Source organism: Pseudomonas sp. NPDC099000 (genome assembly GCF_044759925.1).
Taxonomy (GTDB): Bacteria; Pseudomonadota; Gammaproteobacteria; order Pseudomonadales; family Pseudomonadaceae; genus Aquipseudomonas.
Map to the genome: position 1 here is coordinate 161881 of NZ_JBIWAF010000010.1, position 15880 is coordinate 177760.

Here is a 15880-nt window from a genome sequence, read left to right on the forward strand (position 1 = left end):
CTGTAGGAGCGAGGCTTGCCCGCGAAGGCCACACCTCGGTCTCACCGGTCAGGCGCAATCACTTGGCAAAGTTTGGCCGTCGCCTCGATCATCTGCCCACTCGGCCGCTCCAGCCCTTTATCCGTCACCAACCGCAATCGCCCCTGCGCCACCGCCGCCACCTGCGGCCAGGCTTTCCAGGCATCCAGCTGCGCCTGATCACTGGCCAGAATCACCTCGGGATCTCGCTGCAACACCGCCTCTACGCTGACCTGCGGCGCCGGCAATGTCAGGTCGGCAAACACATTCCGCGCACCGCACACCTCCAGCGCATCACTGATGATCTGCCCGCCGCCAACGGTGTACAACGGCCGATCCCAGACCTGATAAAACACCCGTAACGGTTGATCCCGGCGGTAACGCTGGCGCAGCACATCGAGGCGCTGGCGTAAATGCGCGGCCAATGAAACGCCACGCTCAGGACGACCGAGCTGGGTGGCAATCGCTTCAATCTGCGCGGTCAGTTGTTCGAGGTTGTGGGGTTCAGCGACATACGTGGGGATGTTCAGTCGCTTGAGCTGTTCACGCTGGCCCGGGCCAACGCTGCCAGGCCAGAGCAGCAGCAAATCGGGTTTGAGGCTGAGCAACTGTTCCATGTCCAACTGACCGTAGCGGCCAACCGATGGAAGACCGTTGAGTTCGACAGGACGCTCTCCGGCATCCAGCACGCCGACCAGAAGGTCCGCGGAGCCCAGTTCGACAACGATTTCAGACAGAGACGGCGCGAGACTGACAACGCGCTCAACAGCAGAGGCCATGCCGCTACCGGCCAGCAGCATCACCGCCAACCAGAAGCGAAACATCAGCTGAGTTGACGCGGGATACGGTAGAGGTAGAACAGCACCGTGGTCGACAACGCCAGCAGCACCAACGGCACCGCTTCGAGGCCGACGAACACCGCCAATGCGCCGATCCAGGCCGGCAGGCTCGCGACCAGGAACGCCTTGCGGCGCTTGGCGGCCAGGGTAATCCAGGCGGCGGGTTCTTCAGGGGTGTCGAGGGCTTTCTGGGTGGCGATCAGTGCGTGCTTGTAGCCGCCGAAAAACTTCAGGCTGACAAACATCGAGGCGACACCGGCGATGAACAACGGCATCGCCAGCACGGGCAGGAGCGCCTCGCCCTGGCCGAACACGCCATTGATCACGAACAGCGGCAGCAGGGCCAAGGCCAGGTATTGCCACCAGTTGAAGGACAATCGCCGCCGTACTTGACCGCGCGTCACGCCCGGTCTGCCTCGCCCTGATGCTCGTTGCCCATCATGTGGTCGAGCTTGCTGGCCTTGGTGGCCAGGTAGAGTTTGTTGTGCGGGTTGTGACCGGTGTGCAACGGCACTCGCTCGGCGACCACGATGCCCATGTCGGTCAAGGCTTTGACCTTGCGCGGATTGTTGGTCATCAGGCGCAGGGATTTCACGCCCAGGTGTTCCAGCATCGGCAGGCACATGGCGTAGTCACGCTGGTCGGCGGCGAAGCCCAGACGTTCGTTGGCTTCAACGGTGTCGGCACCACCATCCTGCAACTCATAGGCGCGGATCTTGTTCAGCAGGCCAATGCCACGGCCTTCCTGACGCAGGTACAGCAACACGCCACGGCCTTCACGGGCGATGGCCTGCAAGGCGGCCTCAAGTTGCGAACCGCAGTCGCAACGCTGGCTGAACAATGCATCGCCGGTCAGGCATTCAGAGTGCAAGCGGCCAAGTACCGGGGCACCGTCGGCGAACTCACCCAGGCTCAGCACCACGTGCTCGCGCCCGTTTTCTTCATCGAGAAAGCCGTGCATGGTGAATTGCGCAAAAGGCGTTGGCAGCTTGGAAGCGGCGACAAAAACGACAGGCACCGGTGTGCTCCTGATCAATAAGTACTGGAGATTCGCAGAGGCGGCATTGTAACAGCACGTTCCTACAGACGCTTAGGCTGAATTATGGGGCATAACGATCAAATAGTTAGATCTCAAGCCCACCATCAACCCCTGTGGGAGCGGGCTTGCCCGCGAAGGCGGAGTGTCACTCTGCATATTTGTATCTGACAGACCGCCATCGCGAGTAAGCTCGCTCCCACAAGGGTTCATCATTAACCAATAGATTCGTGTTCATTTCGAATCGAACGGATACGGCTGTTTCCAGCGCTCGAAGATCGGTTTCAACCGGCCGCTTTTCACCAGCAGCTCCATGCGCTGGTCGAACAGCGCCATCAACGTGCGGGCCTTGGGCGTATCGGCGAAGCACAGGTACAGCGGCAATTCCGCGATGTGAGTGCGCCGAAACTGCGAAGGATCCTTGGCCCACTTGAGGACGTAGTCGACTTCGGTCAGCGCGTCGATGTAGTAGTCGGCGCGGTTGTGGGTCAGCATCGACAAAATGCCGGTGCGCCGCATGACTTCGTTATAGCGCCGCACGTTGGGCAAGTAATCCTGATAGTCGTAGCCGCGGACCCAGGCCAGTCGATAGTTGCCCAGCGTCTCGGGGGTCGGTGCCGGATTGCTCGCCAGGCCCAGGGCATAGATGTGATCGGTATCGAAATTCCAGCGCGGATAAAGCAGATCGCTGTTCTCGTCACGGTAGGAGCCAACACAGGCGTCCACTTCCCCGCGCTGGGCCAGGCCCACGGAGCGGGTGTAAGGCTCGGTACGGATGTCCAGTTTGACCCCGGCCGGCTCGAACACTTCCCGCAGCACGTCCCAACCCAGGCCATGACCGTCAGCGGCGGTGTAGTCTTCCCAGTCTTCGCTGGCCAGATGAATCACGGACGGCGTCGTCGCTACATCGCCCGCGCGGGCGATCGAGCAAAACATGGCGAACACCGTCACAGCCAACCAGCGCCGAGCCATCCCTAGTCCCCTGTCTCGCCCGTCAGGCGAAAATCCATACCAGCCCTTGCATCGCCAACCACGCAAACACACCTGCCAATACGTCATCGAGCATGATCCCGACGCCACCGTGCACATGCCGGTCGATCCAGTGGATCGGCCAAGGCTTGAGAATGTCGAAGAAGCGGAACACCAGGAACCCCGCCAGCAACCAGTACCAACCTTCCGGCACCAGCCACAGGGTGATCCACATCCCGACCATTTCGTCCCAGACGATGCCTTCGTGGTCGTGTACCCGCAAATCGTCGGCGACCTTGCCGCACAGCCAGAAGCCGAACAGCATGGTGACGCCGAGCATCAGCCAGTAACCCCAGTCGGGCAGCATCTGCCACAACGGGATAAAGGGCAGCGCAACCAACGAACCCCAGGTGCCCGGTGCTTTTGGCAAGGTGCCCGAGCCGAAGCCGAACGCCAGGAAATGCCAGGGATTGCGCCAGACCGACGGCGGTACGAATTCCGCCGGGACCTGTTTGGGATGATCTGTCACGGTGTCTCCCGAAAATGTTGATAGCCCCGGTTTTGCGGGGTGATGTCTTGTCCAGCGGCATCCAGCAGCACAACGCCCTGCCCTGCCACCACACGTCCGACCACATGGATCGGCCAGCCGGCGGCCAGCAACGCGGGCAACTCGACGGACGGTAGGGTGAAGGCCAGCACGTAATCGTCCCCGCCGCTCAACGCGGCCTCTTCGGCGGAAGATTGACCGAGGAAGGCCACTAGAGCGTTCGACAATGGCAGCGCGTCCCGTTCAACCTGAATACCCACCTTCGACGCCAGGGCGATATGCCCGCAGTCAGCGAGCAAGCCGTCGGAGATGTCCAGCGCCGAAGTGGCTTTGCCGCGCAGCGCCATTCCCAGCCCAAGCTGCGGCTGCGGTGACCAGTAATGGGCCAGCAATGGATCGGCGATGGCGGCTTCAGCCATACGCTGCCCCAGCACCAGCGGCAAGGCTCCCGCCGCATTGCCCAACTCACCGCCCACGCAAAGCAAATCGCCGGGCTGCGCACCGCTGCGGGTCAACGCCATGCCGGCCGGCACACGACCAAACACCGTCATGGTCAGGCTCAGCGGCCCCCGCGTGGTATCGCCGCCCACCAGCGCCACCCCACAGCTCTGCGCCATGAGGTTCAGACCACGGGCGTAGGCGTCCAGCCAATCGGCGGTCACCGTCGGCAGGGTCAGGGCAAGGGTAAAGGCAACGGGGGTGGCGCCCATGGCGGCCAGATCGCTGACGGCTACAGCCAGCGAACGCTGACCGAGCAGGAACGGGTCGCAAGGATCTGCGAAATGCACACCGGCAACCAGCGTGTCGGTGGAAATCGCCAACTGCTCCCCGGGGGGAACAGCGAGCAAGGCGCAGTCATCGCCGATCCCGAGGGCAACGCCTTCGCCGCCTTGCGCACAAGGCGCGGCGGCGAAAAAGTTGCGGATCAGCTCAAACTCGCCCATCGCAAATTCAAGCGCTGGTTAGCGCTTGAACGCCTTCACTTCAGCTTCACGCAGACGCGGGGCTAGCTTGTCGAGTACACCGTTGACGAATTTGTGGCCGTCGGTGGAACCGAAGACTTTCGCCAGCTCGATACCTTCGTTGATCACAACTCGGTACGGCACGTCGACGCGCTTGAGCAGTTCCCAGGTCGACAGGCGCAGAACGGCCAGTTCAACCGGGTCCAGCTCTTCGATCGTGATGTCCAGGCACGGCGTCAGTGCAGCGTCGATCTCAGGCTTGTGAGCCGGAACGCCGTGCAGGATGTCGTGAAAGTAAGCGGCATCGACATCGCTGAAATCGTTATCGACCCGAAACTGCGCTTCGATCTCGTTCAGCGACTGCTTGGCCATGTGCCATTGGTACAGCGCCTGAGTCGCGAGCTGACGGGCTTCGCGACGCTTGACGCTTTTCGATGGCTTGCCGGCATCCGCAGGCTTTGGATCGCGCGGGTTGAAACGATCACTTTCGTCGCTAATCACTTGGCCTCCAACTGCGCCAGCAGGCTGACCATTTCCAGAGCGGACAGGGCAGCTTCGGCACCTTTGTTACCGGCCTTGGTGCCGGAACGTTCGATGGCTTGCTCGATGGAATCAACGGTCAGGACGCCGAAAGCGACCGGAACGCCGAACTCCATGGACACCTGGGCCAGGCCCTTGGTGCATTCGCCCGCCACGTATTCGAAGTGCGGAGTACCGCCACGAATGACCGCGCCCAGAGCGATGATTGCCGCGTACTCGCCCTTCTGAGCGACTTTCTGCGCAACCAGCGGGATTTCGAAGGCGCCAGGTGCGCGGATGATGGTGATGTCGCTTTCGCTCACGCCGTGGCGAACCAGGGCATCAACTGCACCGCTGACCAGACTTTCAACGACGAAGCTGTTGAAACGGCCCACTACCAAAGCGTAGCGGCCTTTAGGGGCGATGAAGGTACCTTCGATGGTCTTCAGGGTCATTCGTTAGATCTCTTAAAGAGCCGGGACGCGTTTTCTACGCGTCCCTCAGTGATGTGTTAACCGCGAATCAAGGACTGGAAACAACCGGTCATTATTCGGAGGGCACGTATTCTACAACTTCCAGATCGAAACCGGATATCGCATTAAATTTCATTGGCGCACTCATCAGGCGCATTTTGCGCACGCCCAGGTCCCGAAGGATCTGCGAACCGGCACCGACGATGCTGTAGGTCGTCGGTTTTTTCGCCGGTGCGTGCTCCGCGGTTTCGCGGATATGCGCCAGCAACACGTCGCCATCGAGCGGGTGACCGAGCAACAGCACCACGCCGCTGCCCGCCTCGGCCACCGCGGCCATGGCGGCGCGCAGGCTCCAGCGGCCAGGCTGCTTGACCATCAACAGGTCGCGCAGCGGGTCCATGTTGTGCACGCGAACCAGGGTCGGTTCTTCGGCGCACACGGTGCCCAGGGTCAGGGCCATGTGCACGTCGCCTTCCACGGAATCACGATAGGTCACCAGGTTGAATTGGCCCAGTTCGCTGTCCAGCGGCTGCTCGGCAATCCGCTGAACGGTACGTTCGTGGATCATCCGGTAGTGAATAAGGTCGGCGATGGTGCCGATCTTGATGTTGTGTTCGGCAGCAAACGCTTCCAGTTCCGCGCGGCGGGACATGGTGCCGTCGTCGTTCATCACTTCGCAGATCACGCCGCTCGGCTCGAAACCGGCCATGCGCGCCAGGTCGCACGCCGCTTCGGTGTGGCCGGCGCGGGCCAGGGTGCCACCAGCCTGAGCCATCAGCGGGAAGATGTGGCCGGGGCTGACGATGTCTTCAGCCTTGGCGTCTTTTGCGGCAGCGGCCTGCACGGTACGCGCACGGTCGGCAGCGGAAATACCGGTGGTCACGCCGGTGGCTGCTTCGATGGACACGGTGAACTTGGTACCGAAGCCGGAACCATTGCGCGGCGCCATCAAGGGCAGCTTCAGCAGCTCGCAACGCTCGCGGCTCATCGGCATGCAGATCAGGCCACGGGCGTGCTTGGCCATGAAGTTGATGTGTTCAGGCTGGCAGCACTCGGCGGCCATGATCAGGTCGCCTTCGTTCTCGCGGTCTTCGTCATCCATGAGGATAACCATCTTGCCTTGGCGGATGTCTTCAACCAGTTCTTCGATGCTATTGAGCGCCACAAGGCACCCCCTTCAGTCAGGATTTGAGGTAGCCGTTGGCGGCCAGAAAGCTTTCAGTGATGTTCCCGGAAGCCGGTTCTGCGGCCTTATCGCCCAGCAACAGGCGCTCCAGATAACGTGCCAGCAAGTCGACTTCGAGGTTCACCCGGCGACCAGGCTGGTATGACGCCATGATGGTTTCGCTCAGGGTGTGGGGAATGATCGTCAGCAAGAATTCGGCGCCATCGACCGCGTTCACGGTCAGGCTGGTGCCGTCGACAGTGATCGAGCCTTTATGGGCGATGTACTTGGCCAGGTCCTTCGGCGCACGGATGCGGAATTCCACGGCGCGAGCATTCTCGGTACGGGAAACCACTTCGCCCACGCCATCGACGTGACCGCTGACCAGATGCCCGCCGAGGCGAGTGGTCGGGGTCAGGGCTTTTTCCAGGTTCACCGGGCTGCCGCTTTTCAGGTCATTCATGGCAGTGCAGTCGAGGGTTTCGCGACTGACGTCCGCCGCAAAGCCGTTGCCCGGCAATTCAACGGCGGTCAGGCACACGCCGTTGACCGCGATGCTGTCGCCCAGTTTGACGTCGCTCAGATCGAGCTTGCCGGTTTCTACGTGTACCCGCACATCTCCGCCTTTTGGGGTCAATGCACGAATACTGCCGATGGATTCGATGATGCCGGTAAACATGGAGTCCTCCTCGAGAACAGGGCCGTCGCGTGGCGCAGGCCCGGAATTATACGCTCGCCGCTGGCGAAGGAATGGCGATGACTCGCCAGTCATCGCCAACCGCACGAATTTCGGTGATTTTGAGCTCGGGCGCATCCTTCATTTGCGCGAGCGGCCAGTCCAGCAATGGACGAGCCGAAGAACCGAGGAACTTGCCGGCGATGAAGATCTGGAACTCGTCCACCAGACCTTGCTGGGCAAATGCCCCCGCCAGACGCGGGCCCGCTTCGACCAGCACCTCGTTGACCCCGCGATTGGCCAGTTCAACCAGCAACTTGCGCAGGTCGACCAGGCCATCGTCACCGGCCACGATCAGGCATTCCGGGCCGTTGGCGTATTGCTCTTCAATGGCCATGCAGGTGGCGACCAATGCCGGGCCGGCCTTGAAGAACGGTGCATCCAGCGGCACTCGCAGACGGCCGTCGATCAGCACGCGCAGCGGTGGACGGCTCATGGCCAGGGCCGTTTGCTCGGCGTCCAGGCCCAGTTCATCGGCGCGCACGGTCAAGCGGGCGTTGTCCGCCAGCACCGTGTCGGCGCCGGTCAGCACCACGCTGGCCTGGGCGCGCAGGCGTTGAACCGCCGAGCGCGCAGCCGGGCCGGTGATCCATTGGCTTTCGCCGCTTTCCATCGCCGTGCGACCATCGAGGCTCATGGCCAACTTGACCCGCACGAACGGCAAACCGTGTTCCATGCGTTTGAGGAAGCCTTGATTGAGCTTGCGCGCCTCGCCTTCCAGCACGCCACTTTCGATGACGATGCCCGCCTGGGCCAGGCGTTGCATGCCGCGACCGGCCACCGAGGGGTTCGGGTCCTGCATCGCCGCGACGACCCGTGCGAGGCCGGCATTCACCAACGCATCGGCGCAGGGGGGCGTGTGGCCGTGGTGGCTGCACGGTTCGAGGGTCACGTAAGCGGTGGCGCCTCGGGCCTTGTCGCCTGCGGCACGCAGGGCGTGGACTTCGGCATGCGGCTCGCCGGTACGCACATGCCAGCCTTCGCCGACAATTTGCCCGTCACGCACGATCACGCAGCCCACCCGAGGGTTGGGGTGCGTCGTGTAATGACCTTTGCGCGCCAGTTCCAGCGCGCGGGCCATGTAATGGGCGTCGAGGATGGCTTGTTCTGGGGAGGTGTTCATTCTTTCACCGGCTCACGGGCCAGGCGATCGATCTCTTCGCGGAACTCGTTGAGGTCCTGGAAGCGCCGATACACGGAGGCGAAACGAATGTAGGCGACTTCGTCGAGCTTTTGCAGCTCGGCCATCACCAGTTCACCGACGACAAGGGATTTAACCTCTCGCTCACCGGTGGCGCGCAGTTTGTGTTTGATGTGCACCAGCGACGATTCGAGGCGCTCGACACTCACCGGGCGCTTCTCCAGCGCACGCTGCATGCCGGCGCGCAGTTTTTCTTCGTCGAAGGGCTGACGGCTGCCGTCGGTTTTGATCAGGCGCGGCAACACCAGTTCGGCAGTCTCGAACGTCGTGAAACGCTCGCCGCAGGCCAGGCATTCACGCCGGCGGCGCACCTGTTCGCCCTCGGCGACCAGACGCGAGTCGATGACCTTGGTGTCGTTGGCACCGCAGAAGGGACAGTGCATGGTGGCAGGCAACAAAAAAAGGGAGGGCCATGGTAGCGCATCCCCGTGGCAAGACAAGCCATAGGGTTTACGGTATACAGACGGGCTATATGCCTGATTCATGGATTTCACCTTGCTGGAGCCGCAAATGTCCCTAAGACCGCTCGTATTGCTCAGTCTTTTCAGCCTGCTGGTGGCCTGCAGCAGCGATGCGCCCAAGCCCCAGCCGCCGACGCCAGGGCCAGCCCCACAAGCCGCGCAGAAAAAAGCCAAGGAGTCAGCCAACCTCGGCCCGTTGCCTGCTTATCAGCGTGAATTGAGCGGCACCTTGCAAGGCGTGCCGGCCGGCGCCGAAGTCGAACTGGCGCTGCTGGTGATCGATGATAAGGACCGCCCGCAGCAATTGCTCGCCAGTTCGAGCCTGATCGGCACCAATCAGATTCTGCCGTTTCACCTGCGCTTCAACCCGGAATCGTTCCCGGCCGGCGTGCGCGTTGAATTGCGCGGTCGCGCCAGCCAGTCCGGTCAGTTGATTTTGCACCTGCCTTCGCAGGTCATTACCCAGCCGACGACCCAGGCCTTGGGTCAGTTGCAATTCGTCAAAGCGCCATGATTGCACCGCTCGACCTGCAACGGGCGTTGGGTGAATTGCTCGGTGATGCGCAGCTGGTGCCTGTTGCATTGCCCGATACCGAGCTGAAACTCTGGCTGATCGACGGCGACAACATGGACCGCGCGTTCAGCCCGGAAGAAACCCGGCGGATTCTGCATGAGCCGCCGTACTGGAGTTTCTGCTGGGCCAGCGGCCTGGCGGTCGCCCGCTATCTCGCCGCATTCCCTGAGTGGGTCAAAGGCAAACGGGTGCTGGATTTTGGCGCCGGTTCCGGGGTGGCGGGGATCGCGGCAGTCAAGGCCGGGGCGCTGGAAGTGGTGGCCTGTGACCTCGACCCGCTGGCGATTGCCGCGTGTCGGGCGAATGCTGTACTCAATGACGTGGAGCTGAGCTACTCGTCGGACTTTTTCGCCGAGGCGGATCGGTTTGATCTGATTCTGGTGGCGGACGTGCTCTACGACCGGGCGAATCTGCCGTTGCTCGATGAGTTCTTGAGCCGTGGCAAGGAGGCGTTGGTGGCCGATTCGCGGGTGAGGGATTTCAGGCATCCGCTCTATCAACGCATCGAAATGCTGGAAGCGATGACCCTGCCGGATCTGGCCGAGCCTGAAGAGTTTCGGCATGTGAGCCTTTACCACGCCACACGACCATGATCGTTCCCACGCTCTGCGTGGGAACGATCAGTGTTCCGGCTTCCGGCCGCCCCCCGTCAAGCCGTATAGTTGCCCCATTCACGCTTTTACGAGATCCCCCATGAGTCAGGAAACGCCGTACATCTTCGACGCCACGACTGCCGATTTCGACCAGTCGGTGATCGAGAACTCTTTCCACAAACCGGTGCTCGTGGATTTCTGGGCCGAATGGTGCGCGCCGTGCAAAGTGCTGATGCCGATGCTGCAAACCATTGCCGAGAGTTATCAGGGCGAACTGCTGCTGGCCAAGGTCAATTGCGATCTCGAACAAGACATCGTCGCCCGCTTCGGTATTCGCAGCCTGCCAACGGTGGTGTTGTTCAAGGATGGTCAGCCGGTGGACGGTTTTGCCGGTGCGCAGCCGGAATCCGCCGTGCGGGCGATGCTTGAGCCTCACGTGCAAATGCCGCCACCCGCAGCCGCTGATCCGTTCGAACAGGCCCAGGCCTTGTTCGACGACAGTCGTTTCGCCGACGCCGAAGCCGCGCTCAAAGTGCTGCTGGGCGAAGACAACACCAACGCTGGCGCCTTGATCCTCTACGCCCGTTGCCTGACTGAACGGGGCGAGCTGGGCGAAGCGCAAACCGTACTCGATGCGGTGAAAAGCGACGAGCACAAGGCTGCGCTGGCCGGCGCCAAGGCGCAGATCCAGTTTCTCGGCCAAGCCAAGGATTTGCCGGATACCGCAGACCTGAAAGCGCGCCTGGCGAAAAATCCGCAGGACGATGAAGCGGTGTATCAGCTGGCAATCCAGCAACTGGCCCGTCAGCAATACGACGCCGCGCTGGATGCATTACTGAAACTGTTCGTGCGCAATCGCAGCTACAGCGAAGGCTTGCCGCACAAGACCTTGCTGCAGGTGTTCGAACTGCTGGGCAATGATCATCCGCTGGTGACCACCTACCGTCGCAAGTTGTTTGCTGCGTTGTATTGACCGCAACCTTGTAGGAGCACGGCTTGCCGGCGAAGACGTCCTTGAGATCGCCTTCGCGAGCAAGCTTCGCTCCTACAAATTTGGTGCGATCCAGCTGTAGAGCGGCGTATCCCCGCCGCTCGTCACCTTCACATCAGCGCAATGGCGCAGGCGCACCAACAGGCGTTTGCCCGACGCCCCGCTGCCGGTCAATCCTTCCAACTGCTCCAGCAGATCCGGCCCGCTCAATTGCCCGGCCTTGCGCAGCAGGTCTTTGGCGACCTGCCACAGCGCATCATCCTGATTCACAGGTTTGGCCGGGGCGGTAGCGGCCTCAGGCTTGACGACCTGCAACTGCGCACCAAGCCGCGCCCAATCGCCGTCATCCATCTCCAACGTCAAATCCACCGGCCAGTCGCCGATGCTTCCGCGAATTCGCAACATAAGTCTGCTCCTGCACATTTCTGACTTGCATGCTCCCATGTGACTTGCGCAACGCCAAGCAGACGGTCAAACTCCCCGCACTTTCGTTATAAGATTACATAACAAACTCTTCATTTTACTTTCGGAGACCCGCCATGCGCCGTCTGCTTCTCGCTCTGCCGTTTGCCCTGTTGCCGCTGGCCGTCGCCCACGCTGCTGAGCATGATCATGACCACGACCATGAGCACGGCAGCCTCAGCGCCCACGAACATGGCGTCGGTCGCCTGAACGCCGCGCTGGACGGTCAGACCCTGGAGCTGGAGCTGGAAAGCCCGGCGATGAACCTGGTGGGCTTCGAACACGTAGCCACCACCGATGCCGACAAGGCCAAGGTCGCCGCTGCTCGTGCGCAGCTCGAAAAACCGCTGGCGCTGTTCAACCTGCCAAAAGCTGCCGGTTGCGTGGTGGCTAGCCAGGAACTGGAAAGCCCGTTGTTCGGTGACAAGCCAGACGCTGATGACGATCATGATGAAGAGGCCAAAGACGGGCATCACCATGACCACAGCGAAATCCACGCCCACTATCAATTCACCTGCGCGGCCCCGGGGGCACTGAAAACCCTCGATCTGGCGAACATCTTCAACACCTTCCCGGCTACCCAGAAGATTCAGGTACAACTGATCAGCCCGAGCGGGCAGCAAGGGGTTGAAGTAACGGCCAAGGCGGCCAGCCTGAAGTTCTGAATGCACTAAAGATCCTGTGGGAGCGGGCTTGCCCGCGAAGGGGCGGTCACATTCAGCACACCTGTTGACTGTCAGACCGCTTTCGCGGGCAAGCCCGCTCCCACAGGTTCATCAACACTCATGAAATCGGTTAAATGACCCAAGCACTCATCGAACTGTCCGACCTGGGCTTCAGCTGGCCCGGTCACCCGCCGCTGCTGGATATCCCGGCGTTTCGCCTGATGCCCGGTGAAACCCTGTTCCTCAAAGGCCCCAGCGGCAGTGGCAAGACCACGCTGCTCGGCCTGCTCGGCGGTGTTCAGAAGCCCGATCGCGGCAGCATTCGCCTGCTGGGCCAGGAGCTGACCGAACTCGGCGCCGGCGCGCGTGACCGCTTTCGCGTCGATCACACCGGCTACATCTTCCAGCAATTCAACTTGCTGCCGTTTCTCTCGGTGCGCGAGAACGTCGAACTGCCCTGCCACTTTTCCAGGCTGCGCGCCGAACGGGCGAAACAGCGCCACGGCAGCGTCGACCAGGCCGCCGCCACCTTACTTGCTCACTTGGGCCTGAAGGATGAAAGCCTCCTCAGCCGCCGCGCCGACTCGCTGTCCATCGGCCAGCAGCAACGGGTCGCCGCCGCGCGCGCGTTGATTGGTCAGCCGGAACTGGTGATCGCCGACGAACCGACTTCGGCGCTGGACTACGACGCTCGCGAAAACTTCATTCGCCTGCTGTTCGCCGAATGCCGTGAAGCCGGTTCGAGCCTGCTGTTCGTCAGCCATGACCAGAGCCTGGCGCCGCTGTTCGATCGCCACCTGTCGCTGGCCGAACTCAATCGCGCCGCCACCCCGTCCGAGGTCTGAGATGTATTTGTTTCGTCTAGCCATGGCCAGCCTGGCTAACCGCCGCTTCACCGCGATCCTCACCGCGTTCGCCATCGCCCTGTCGGTCTGCCTGCTGTTGGCGGTGGAACGGGTGCGCACCGAAGCCAAGGCCAGTTTCGCCAGCACCATCAGCGGCACCGACCTGATTGTCGGCGCGCGTTCCGGTTCGGTGAACCTGTTGCTGTACTCGGTGTTCCGCATCGGCAACGCCACCAACAACATCCGTTGGGACAGCTTCGAACACTTCGCCAACAACCCGAAAGTGAAGTGGGCAATCCCGATGTCCCTCGGCGACTCCCATCGCGGTTATCGCGTGATGGGCACCACCGAGGCCTACTTCGAGCATTACCAATACGGCCATCAACAGCACCTGGAAGTGGCCGATGGGCGCGCCTTTGCCAGCGATCCGTTCGAAGTAGTGCTCGGTGCCGAAGTGGCCGATGCGCTGCACTACAAACTCGGCGACAAACTGGTGCTGGCCCACGGCGTGGCAGTGATCAGCCTGGTCAAACACGACGACAAACCATTCACCGTAGTCGGCATTCTCAAGCGCACCGGCACCCCGGTGGACCGCACGTTGCACATCAGCCTCGGCGGCATGGAAGCGATTCACGTCGACTGGCACAACGGCGTGCCGGCCCAGGGCAAAGGCCGGATCAGTGCCGACCAGGCGCGCAACATGGACCTGACACCGCAAGCGATCACCGCGTTCATGCTGGGCCTCAACAGCAAGATTTCGACCTTCGCCGTGCAGCGCGAGATCAACGAATTCCGTGGCGAGCCGATGCTGGCGATCCTGCCCGGCGTGGCACTGCAAGAGTTGTGGAGTCTGATGAGCACGGCGGAAAAAGCCTTGTTCGTGGTGTCGCTGTTCGTGGTGCTGACCGGGTTGATCGGCATGCTCACGGCGATTCTCACCAGCCTCAACGAACGACGCCGCGAGATGGCGATTCTGCGCTCGGTCGGTGCCCGGCCGTGGCACATCGCGACGTTGCTGGTGCTGGAGGCGTTTGCCTTGGCGTTGTCCGGCGTGATTGCCGGGCTGGGGCTTTTGTATGTCGGCATCGCCCTGGCCCAGGGATATGTGCAAGCCAATTACGGCTTGTACCTGCCGCTCGCCTGGCCCAGTGAATATGAATGGACGCTGCTCGGTGGCATCCTGATCGCCGCGTTGCTGATGGGCAGCGTGCCGGCCTGGCGCGCGTATCGCCAATCCCTGGCCGATGGCCTGTCGATCCGACTATGAGGACGTTAATGATGCCCCGCGCTCTGCTTGCGCTGTTGATGCTGGTCGCCCTGCCACTGTGGGCGGCCGAGCCAAAAGACCTGACCTGGTCGGAAATGATCCCGCCGGATGCCGCACCGGAAGTGCCGAACATGACACCGCTGCACGACCTGTCGCAGATGAGCAGTGCGCTGGAATCAGCGCCCGCCGCCAAGCAGGACATGCCCAATGCGCCGGTGGTGAAAAGCCTCGACGGACAGAACATTCGCTTGCCGGGTTACATCGTGCCGCTGGAGGTGAGCGAGGAAGGTCGCGCCACGGAGTTTTTGCTGGTGCCGTATTTCGGCGCCTGCATCCATGTGCCGCCACCGCCGTCGAACCAGATCGTGCATGTGAAAAGCGAAGTGGGCGTGAAGCTGGATGAGCTGTATCAGCCGTACTGGATCGAGGGGGCGTTGCAGGTCAAAGCGTCGACCAGTGAGTTGGCGGATGCGGGGTATCAGATGGAGGCGGACAAGATTTATGTGTATGAATTGCCGGAGTGAATCTGGTGGGCTTGAATTGATTGAGAGGACGCCTTCGCGGGCAAGCCTCGCTCCTACAGGTCATACGTAGCCCCTTGTAGGAGCGAGGCTTGCCCGCGAAGAGGCCCTCAAAGGCTGCGCAAAAATCAGGACCATCACTGTTTCATTGAGCTGAATCAAAAGACCGTATCAGACGCTTCCGTACCATTGGACATCGAACATTTTTAACGTCCTTTGGAGCCCCCATGCACAAGTCCTTGCTCAGCGCTTCGCTGTTTGCCCTCGCGCTCGCAGCCCCGCTCGCCTACGCCCACGAAGCCGGCGACATCATCGTTCGTGCCGGTGCAATCACCGTCAACCCGAAAGCCGACAGCTCCAGCGTCAAGGTCGATCAAGGCCCGCTGGCCGGCGCCGACCTGGGTGGCAAGGCCACCATGAGCAGCGACACGCAGCTGGGTCTGAACTTCGCTTACATGATCGACAGCCACTGGGGGATCGAGCTGCTGGCCGCCTCGCCATTCGAGCATGACGTGAAGCTCAAAGGCACCGCCCTGGGCGCAGCCAACGGCAAACTCGGCACCCTGAAACACCTGCCGCCGACCTTGAGCGTTGTGTACTACCCGCTGGACGGGAAGTCCGCGTTCCAGCCGTATGTCGGTGCCGGCATTAACTACACCTGGATCTACGACGAACACGTCGGCAGCGAAGCGCAGGCCAACGGCTTCAGTAATTTCAAGGCGGATAACTCTTGGGGCATGGCGTTTCAGGTCGGGGCTGACTACATGCTGACCGATAACGTGATGATCAACGCCCAAGTGCGCTACATCGACATCGACACCACGGCGACCGTGGAAAACAACGCCGTGGCTCCGGGCACTCGCGCCAAGGTCGATGTGGATGTCGACCCATTCATCTACATGGTTGGCCTCGGTTACAAGTTCTGACAACCTGACTGGAGCTGATCGTTCCCACGCTCTGGTGTGCACCCCAAAAGTTGGACGATTGTGGTTCTAGGCCTGAACGGATTGAGTCCTGTATTCCACAGGGCTCATTC

Annotated in this window: 21 protein-coding genes; 8 read left to right on the forward strand and 13 right to left on the reverse strand. The window is 61.6% G+C overall.

Annotated elements, in window-relative coordinates:
• Nucleotides 1-41: 41 nt before the first annotated feature.
• The 12 genes from ACIQV9_RS15135 to nrdR form a co-directional block, all read right to left on the reverse strand.
• Entirely contained in the window at nucleotides 42-842 is an 801-nt protein-coding gene (locus tag ACIQV9_RS15135) for a cobalamin-binding protein (RefSeq protein WP_403102713.1), read from the reverse strand.
• Nucleotides 842-1261, reverse strand: coding sequence for an MFS transporter (locus tag ACIQV9_RS15140; RefSeq protein WP_403102716.1), 420 nt, complete (start codon nucleotides 1259-1261; stop codon nucleotides 842-844). The genes ACIQV9_RS15135 and ACIQV9_RS15140 overlap by 1 nt, the downstream gene beginning before the upstream one ends.
• Nucleotides 1258-1875 (reverse strand): GTP cyclohydrolase II, encoded by a 618-nt coding sequence (gene ribA / locus ACIQV9_RS15145; RefSeq protein ID WP_027924335.1) that lies wholly within the window; start codon nucleotides 1873-1875, stop codon nucleotides 1258-1260. The genes ACIQV9_RS15140 and ribA overlap by 4 nt, the downstream gene beginning before the upstream one ends.
• Before the next feature lie 252 nt (nucleotides 1876-2127).
• Nucleotides 2128-2865 carry a substrate-binding periplasmic protein gene (locus tag ACIQV9_RS15150; protein WP_403102720.1) on the reverse strand — a complete coding sequence of 246 codons (738 nt, stop codon included), beginning with the start codon at nucleotides 2863-2865 and terminating at the stop codon, nucleotides 2128-2130.
• A gap of 22 nt (nucleotides 2866-2887) precedes the next feature.
• Nucleotides 2888-3391, reverse strand: a complete 504-nt coding sequence (locus ACIQV9_RS15155) for a phosphatidylglycerophosphatase A (protein ID WP_403102722.1) — start codon at nucleotides 3389-3391, stop codon at nucleotides 2888-2890.
• Nucleotides 3388-4353 carry a thiamine-phosphate kinase gene (gene thiL, locus ACIQV9_RS15160; RefSeq protein ID WP_403102725.1) on the reverse strand — a complete coding sequence of 322 codons (966 nt, stop codon included), beginning with the start codon at nucleotides 4351-4353 and terminating at the stop codon, nucleotides 3388-3390. Before thiL ends, ACIQV9_RS15155 begins: the two co-directional genes overlap by 4 nt.
• Nucleotides 4354-4371: 18 nt before the next feature.
• The gene (gene nusB, locus ACIQV9_RS15165) at nucleotides 4372-4872 is read right to left on the reverse strand and encodes a transcription antitermination factor NusB (protein ID WP_008153530.1); all 501 of its coding nucleotides are present in this window, start codon (nucleotides 4870-4872) and stop codon (nucleotides 4372-4374) included.
• The gene (gene ribE, locus ACIQV9_RS15170; RefSeq protein WP_003185938.1) at nucleotides 4869-5345 is read right to left on the reverse strand and encodes a 6,7-dimethyl-8-ribityllumazine synthase; all 477 of its coding nucleotides are present in this window, start codon (nucleotides 5343-5345) and stop codon (nucleotides 4869-4871) included. The genes nusB and ribE overlap by 4 nt, the downstream gene beginning before the upstream one ends.
• Nucleotides 5346-5436: 91 nt before the next feature.
• Nucleotides 5437-6528 carry a bifunctional 3,4-dihydroxy-2-butanone-4-phosphate synthase/GTP cyclohydrolase II gene (gene ribBA, locus ACIQV9_RS15175; RefSeq protein ID WP_403102729.1) on the reverse strand — a complete coding sequence of 364 codons (1092 nt, stop codon included), beginning with the start codon at nucleotides 6526-6528 and terminating at the stop codon, nucleotides 5437-5439.
• Nucleotides 6529-6544: 16 nt separating this feature from the next.
• Complete coding sequence (locus ACIQV9_RS15180) at nucleotides 6545-7207, reverse strand: riboflavin synthase (protein WP_403102732.1); 663 nt, start codon at nucleotides 7205-7207, stop codon at nucleotides 6545-6547.
• A gap of 46 nt (nucleotides 7208-7253) precedes the next feature.
• Nucleotides 7254-8387 (reverse strand): bifunctional diaminohydroxyphosphoribosylaminopyrimidine deaminase/5-amino-6-(5-phosphoribosylamino)uracil reductase RibD, encoded by a 1134-nt coding sequence (gene ribD, locus ACIQV9_RS15185; RefSeq protein ID WP_403102735.1) that lies wholly within the window; start codon nucleotides 8385-8387, stop codon nucleotides 7254-7256.
• Nucleotides 8384-8848: a transcriptional regulator NrdR gene (nrdR, locus tag ACIQV9_RS15190; protein ID WP_003228656.1), complete on the reverse strand. Its 465-nt coding sequence runs from the start codon at nucleotides 8846-8848 to the stop codon at nucleotides 8384-8386. The genes ribD and nrdR overlap by 4 nt, the downstream gene beginning before the upstream one ends.
• Nucleotides 8849-8975: 127 nt before the next feature.
• Here nrdR and ACIQV9_RS15195 point away from each other — a divergent pair, with 127 nt between their 5' ends.
• From ACIQV9_RS15195 to trxA, 3 genes are all read left to right on the forward strand, one after another.
• Nucleotides 8976-9440, forward strand: a complete 465-nt coding sequence (locus ACIQV9_RS15195) for a YbaY family lipoprotein (RefSeq protein ID WP_403102739.1) — start codon at nucleotides 8976-8978, stop codon at nucleotides 9438-9440.
• Complete coding sequence (locus tag ACIQV9_RS15200; protein WP_403102742.1) at nucleotides 9437-10093, forward strand: class I SAM-dependent methyltransferase; 657 nt, start codon at nucleotides 9437-9439, stop codon at nucleotides 10091-10093. Before ACIQV9_RS15195 ends, ACIQV9_RS15200 begins: the two co-directional genes overlap by 4 nt.
• A 100-nt stretch (nucleotides 10094-10193) precedes the next feature.
• Nucleotides 10194-11066: a thioredoxin gene (trxA, locus tag ACIQV9_RS15205; protein ID WP_403102745.1), complete on the forward strand. Its 873-nt coding sequence runs from the start codon at nucleotides 10194-10196 to the stop codon at nucleotides 11064-11066.
• 72 nt (nucleotides 11067-11138) lie between these two features.
• Here trxA and ACIQV9_RS15210 read toward each other — a convergent pair whose 3' ends face one another.
• Entirely contained in the window at nucleotides 11139-11489 is a 351-nt protein-coding gene (locus ACIQV9_RS15210; protein ID WP_403102747.1) for a hypothetical protein, read from the reverse strand.
• A 134-nt stretch (nucleotides 11490-11623) separates the two neighbouring features.
• Between ACIQV9_RS15210 and ACIQV9_RS15215 the strand changes: the two genes are divergently transcribed.
• From ACIQV9_RS15215 to ACIQV9_RS15235, 5 genes are all read left to right on the forward strand, one after another.
• Entirely contained in the window at nucleotides 11624-12211 is a 588-nt protein-coding gene (locus ACIQV9_RS15215) for a DUF2796 domain-containing protein (RefSeq protein ID WP_403102750.1), read from the forward strand.
• 134 nt (nucleotides 12212-12345) lie between these two features.
• Nucleotides 12346-13056 (forward strand): ABC transporter ATP-binding protein, encoded by a 711-nt coding sequence (locus ACIQV9_RS15220; RefSeq protein ID WP_403102752.1) that lies wholly within the window; start codon nucleotides 12346-12348, stop codon nucleotides 13054-13056.
• A gap of 1 nt (nucleotide 13057) precedes the next feature.
• Nucleotides 13058-14323 carry an ABC transporter permease gene (locus tag ACIQV9_RS15225; RefSeq protein WP_403102755.1) on the forward strand — a complete coding sequence of 422 codons (1266 nt, stop codon included), beginning with the start codon at nucleotides 13058-13060 and terminating at the stop codon, nucleotides 14321-14323.
• Nucleotides 14324-14334: 11 nt separating this feature from the next.
• Complete coding sequence (locus tag ACIQV9_RS15230) at nucleotides 14335-14847, forward strand: DUF3299 domain-containing protein (RefSeq protein WP_403102757.1); 513 nt, start codon at nucleotides 14335-14337, stop codon at nucleotides 14845-14847.
• A 224-nt stretch (nucleotides 14848-15071) separates the two neighbouring features.
• On the forward strand, nucleotides 15072-15770 hold the full coding sequence (locus ACIQV9_RS15235) for an OmpW family protein (RefSeq protein WP_403102760.1): 699 nt from the start codon (nucleotides 15072-15074) through the stop codon (nucleotides 15768-15770).
• Nucleotides 15771-15880: the final 110 nt, after the last annotated feature.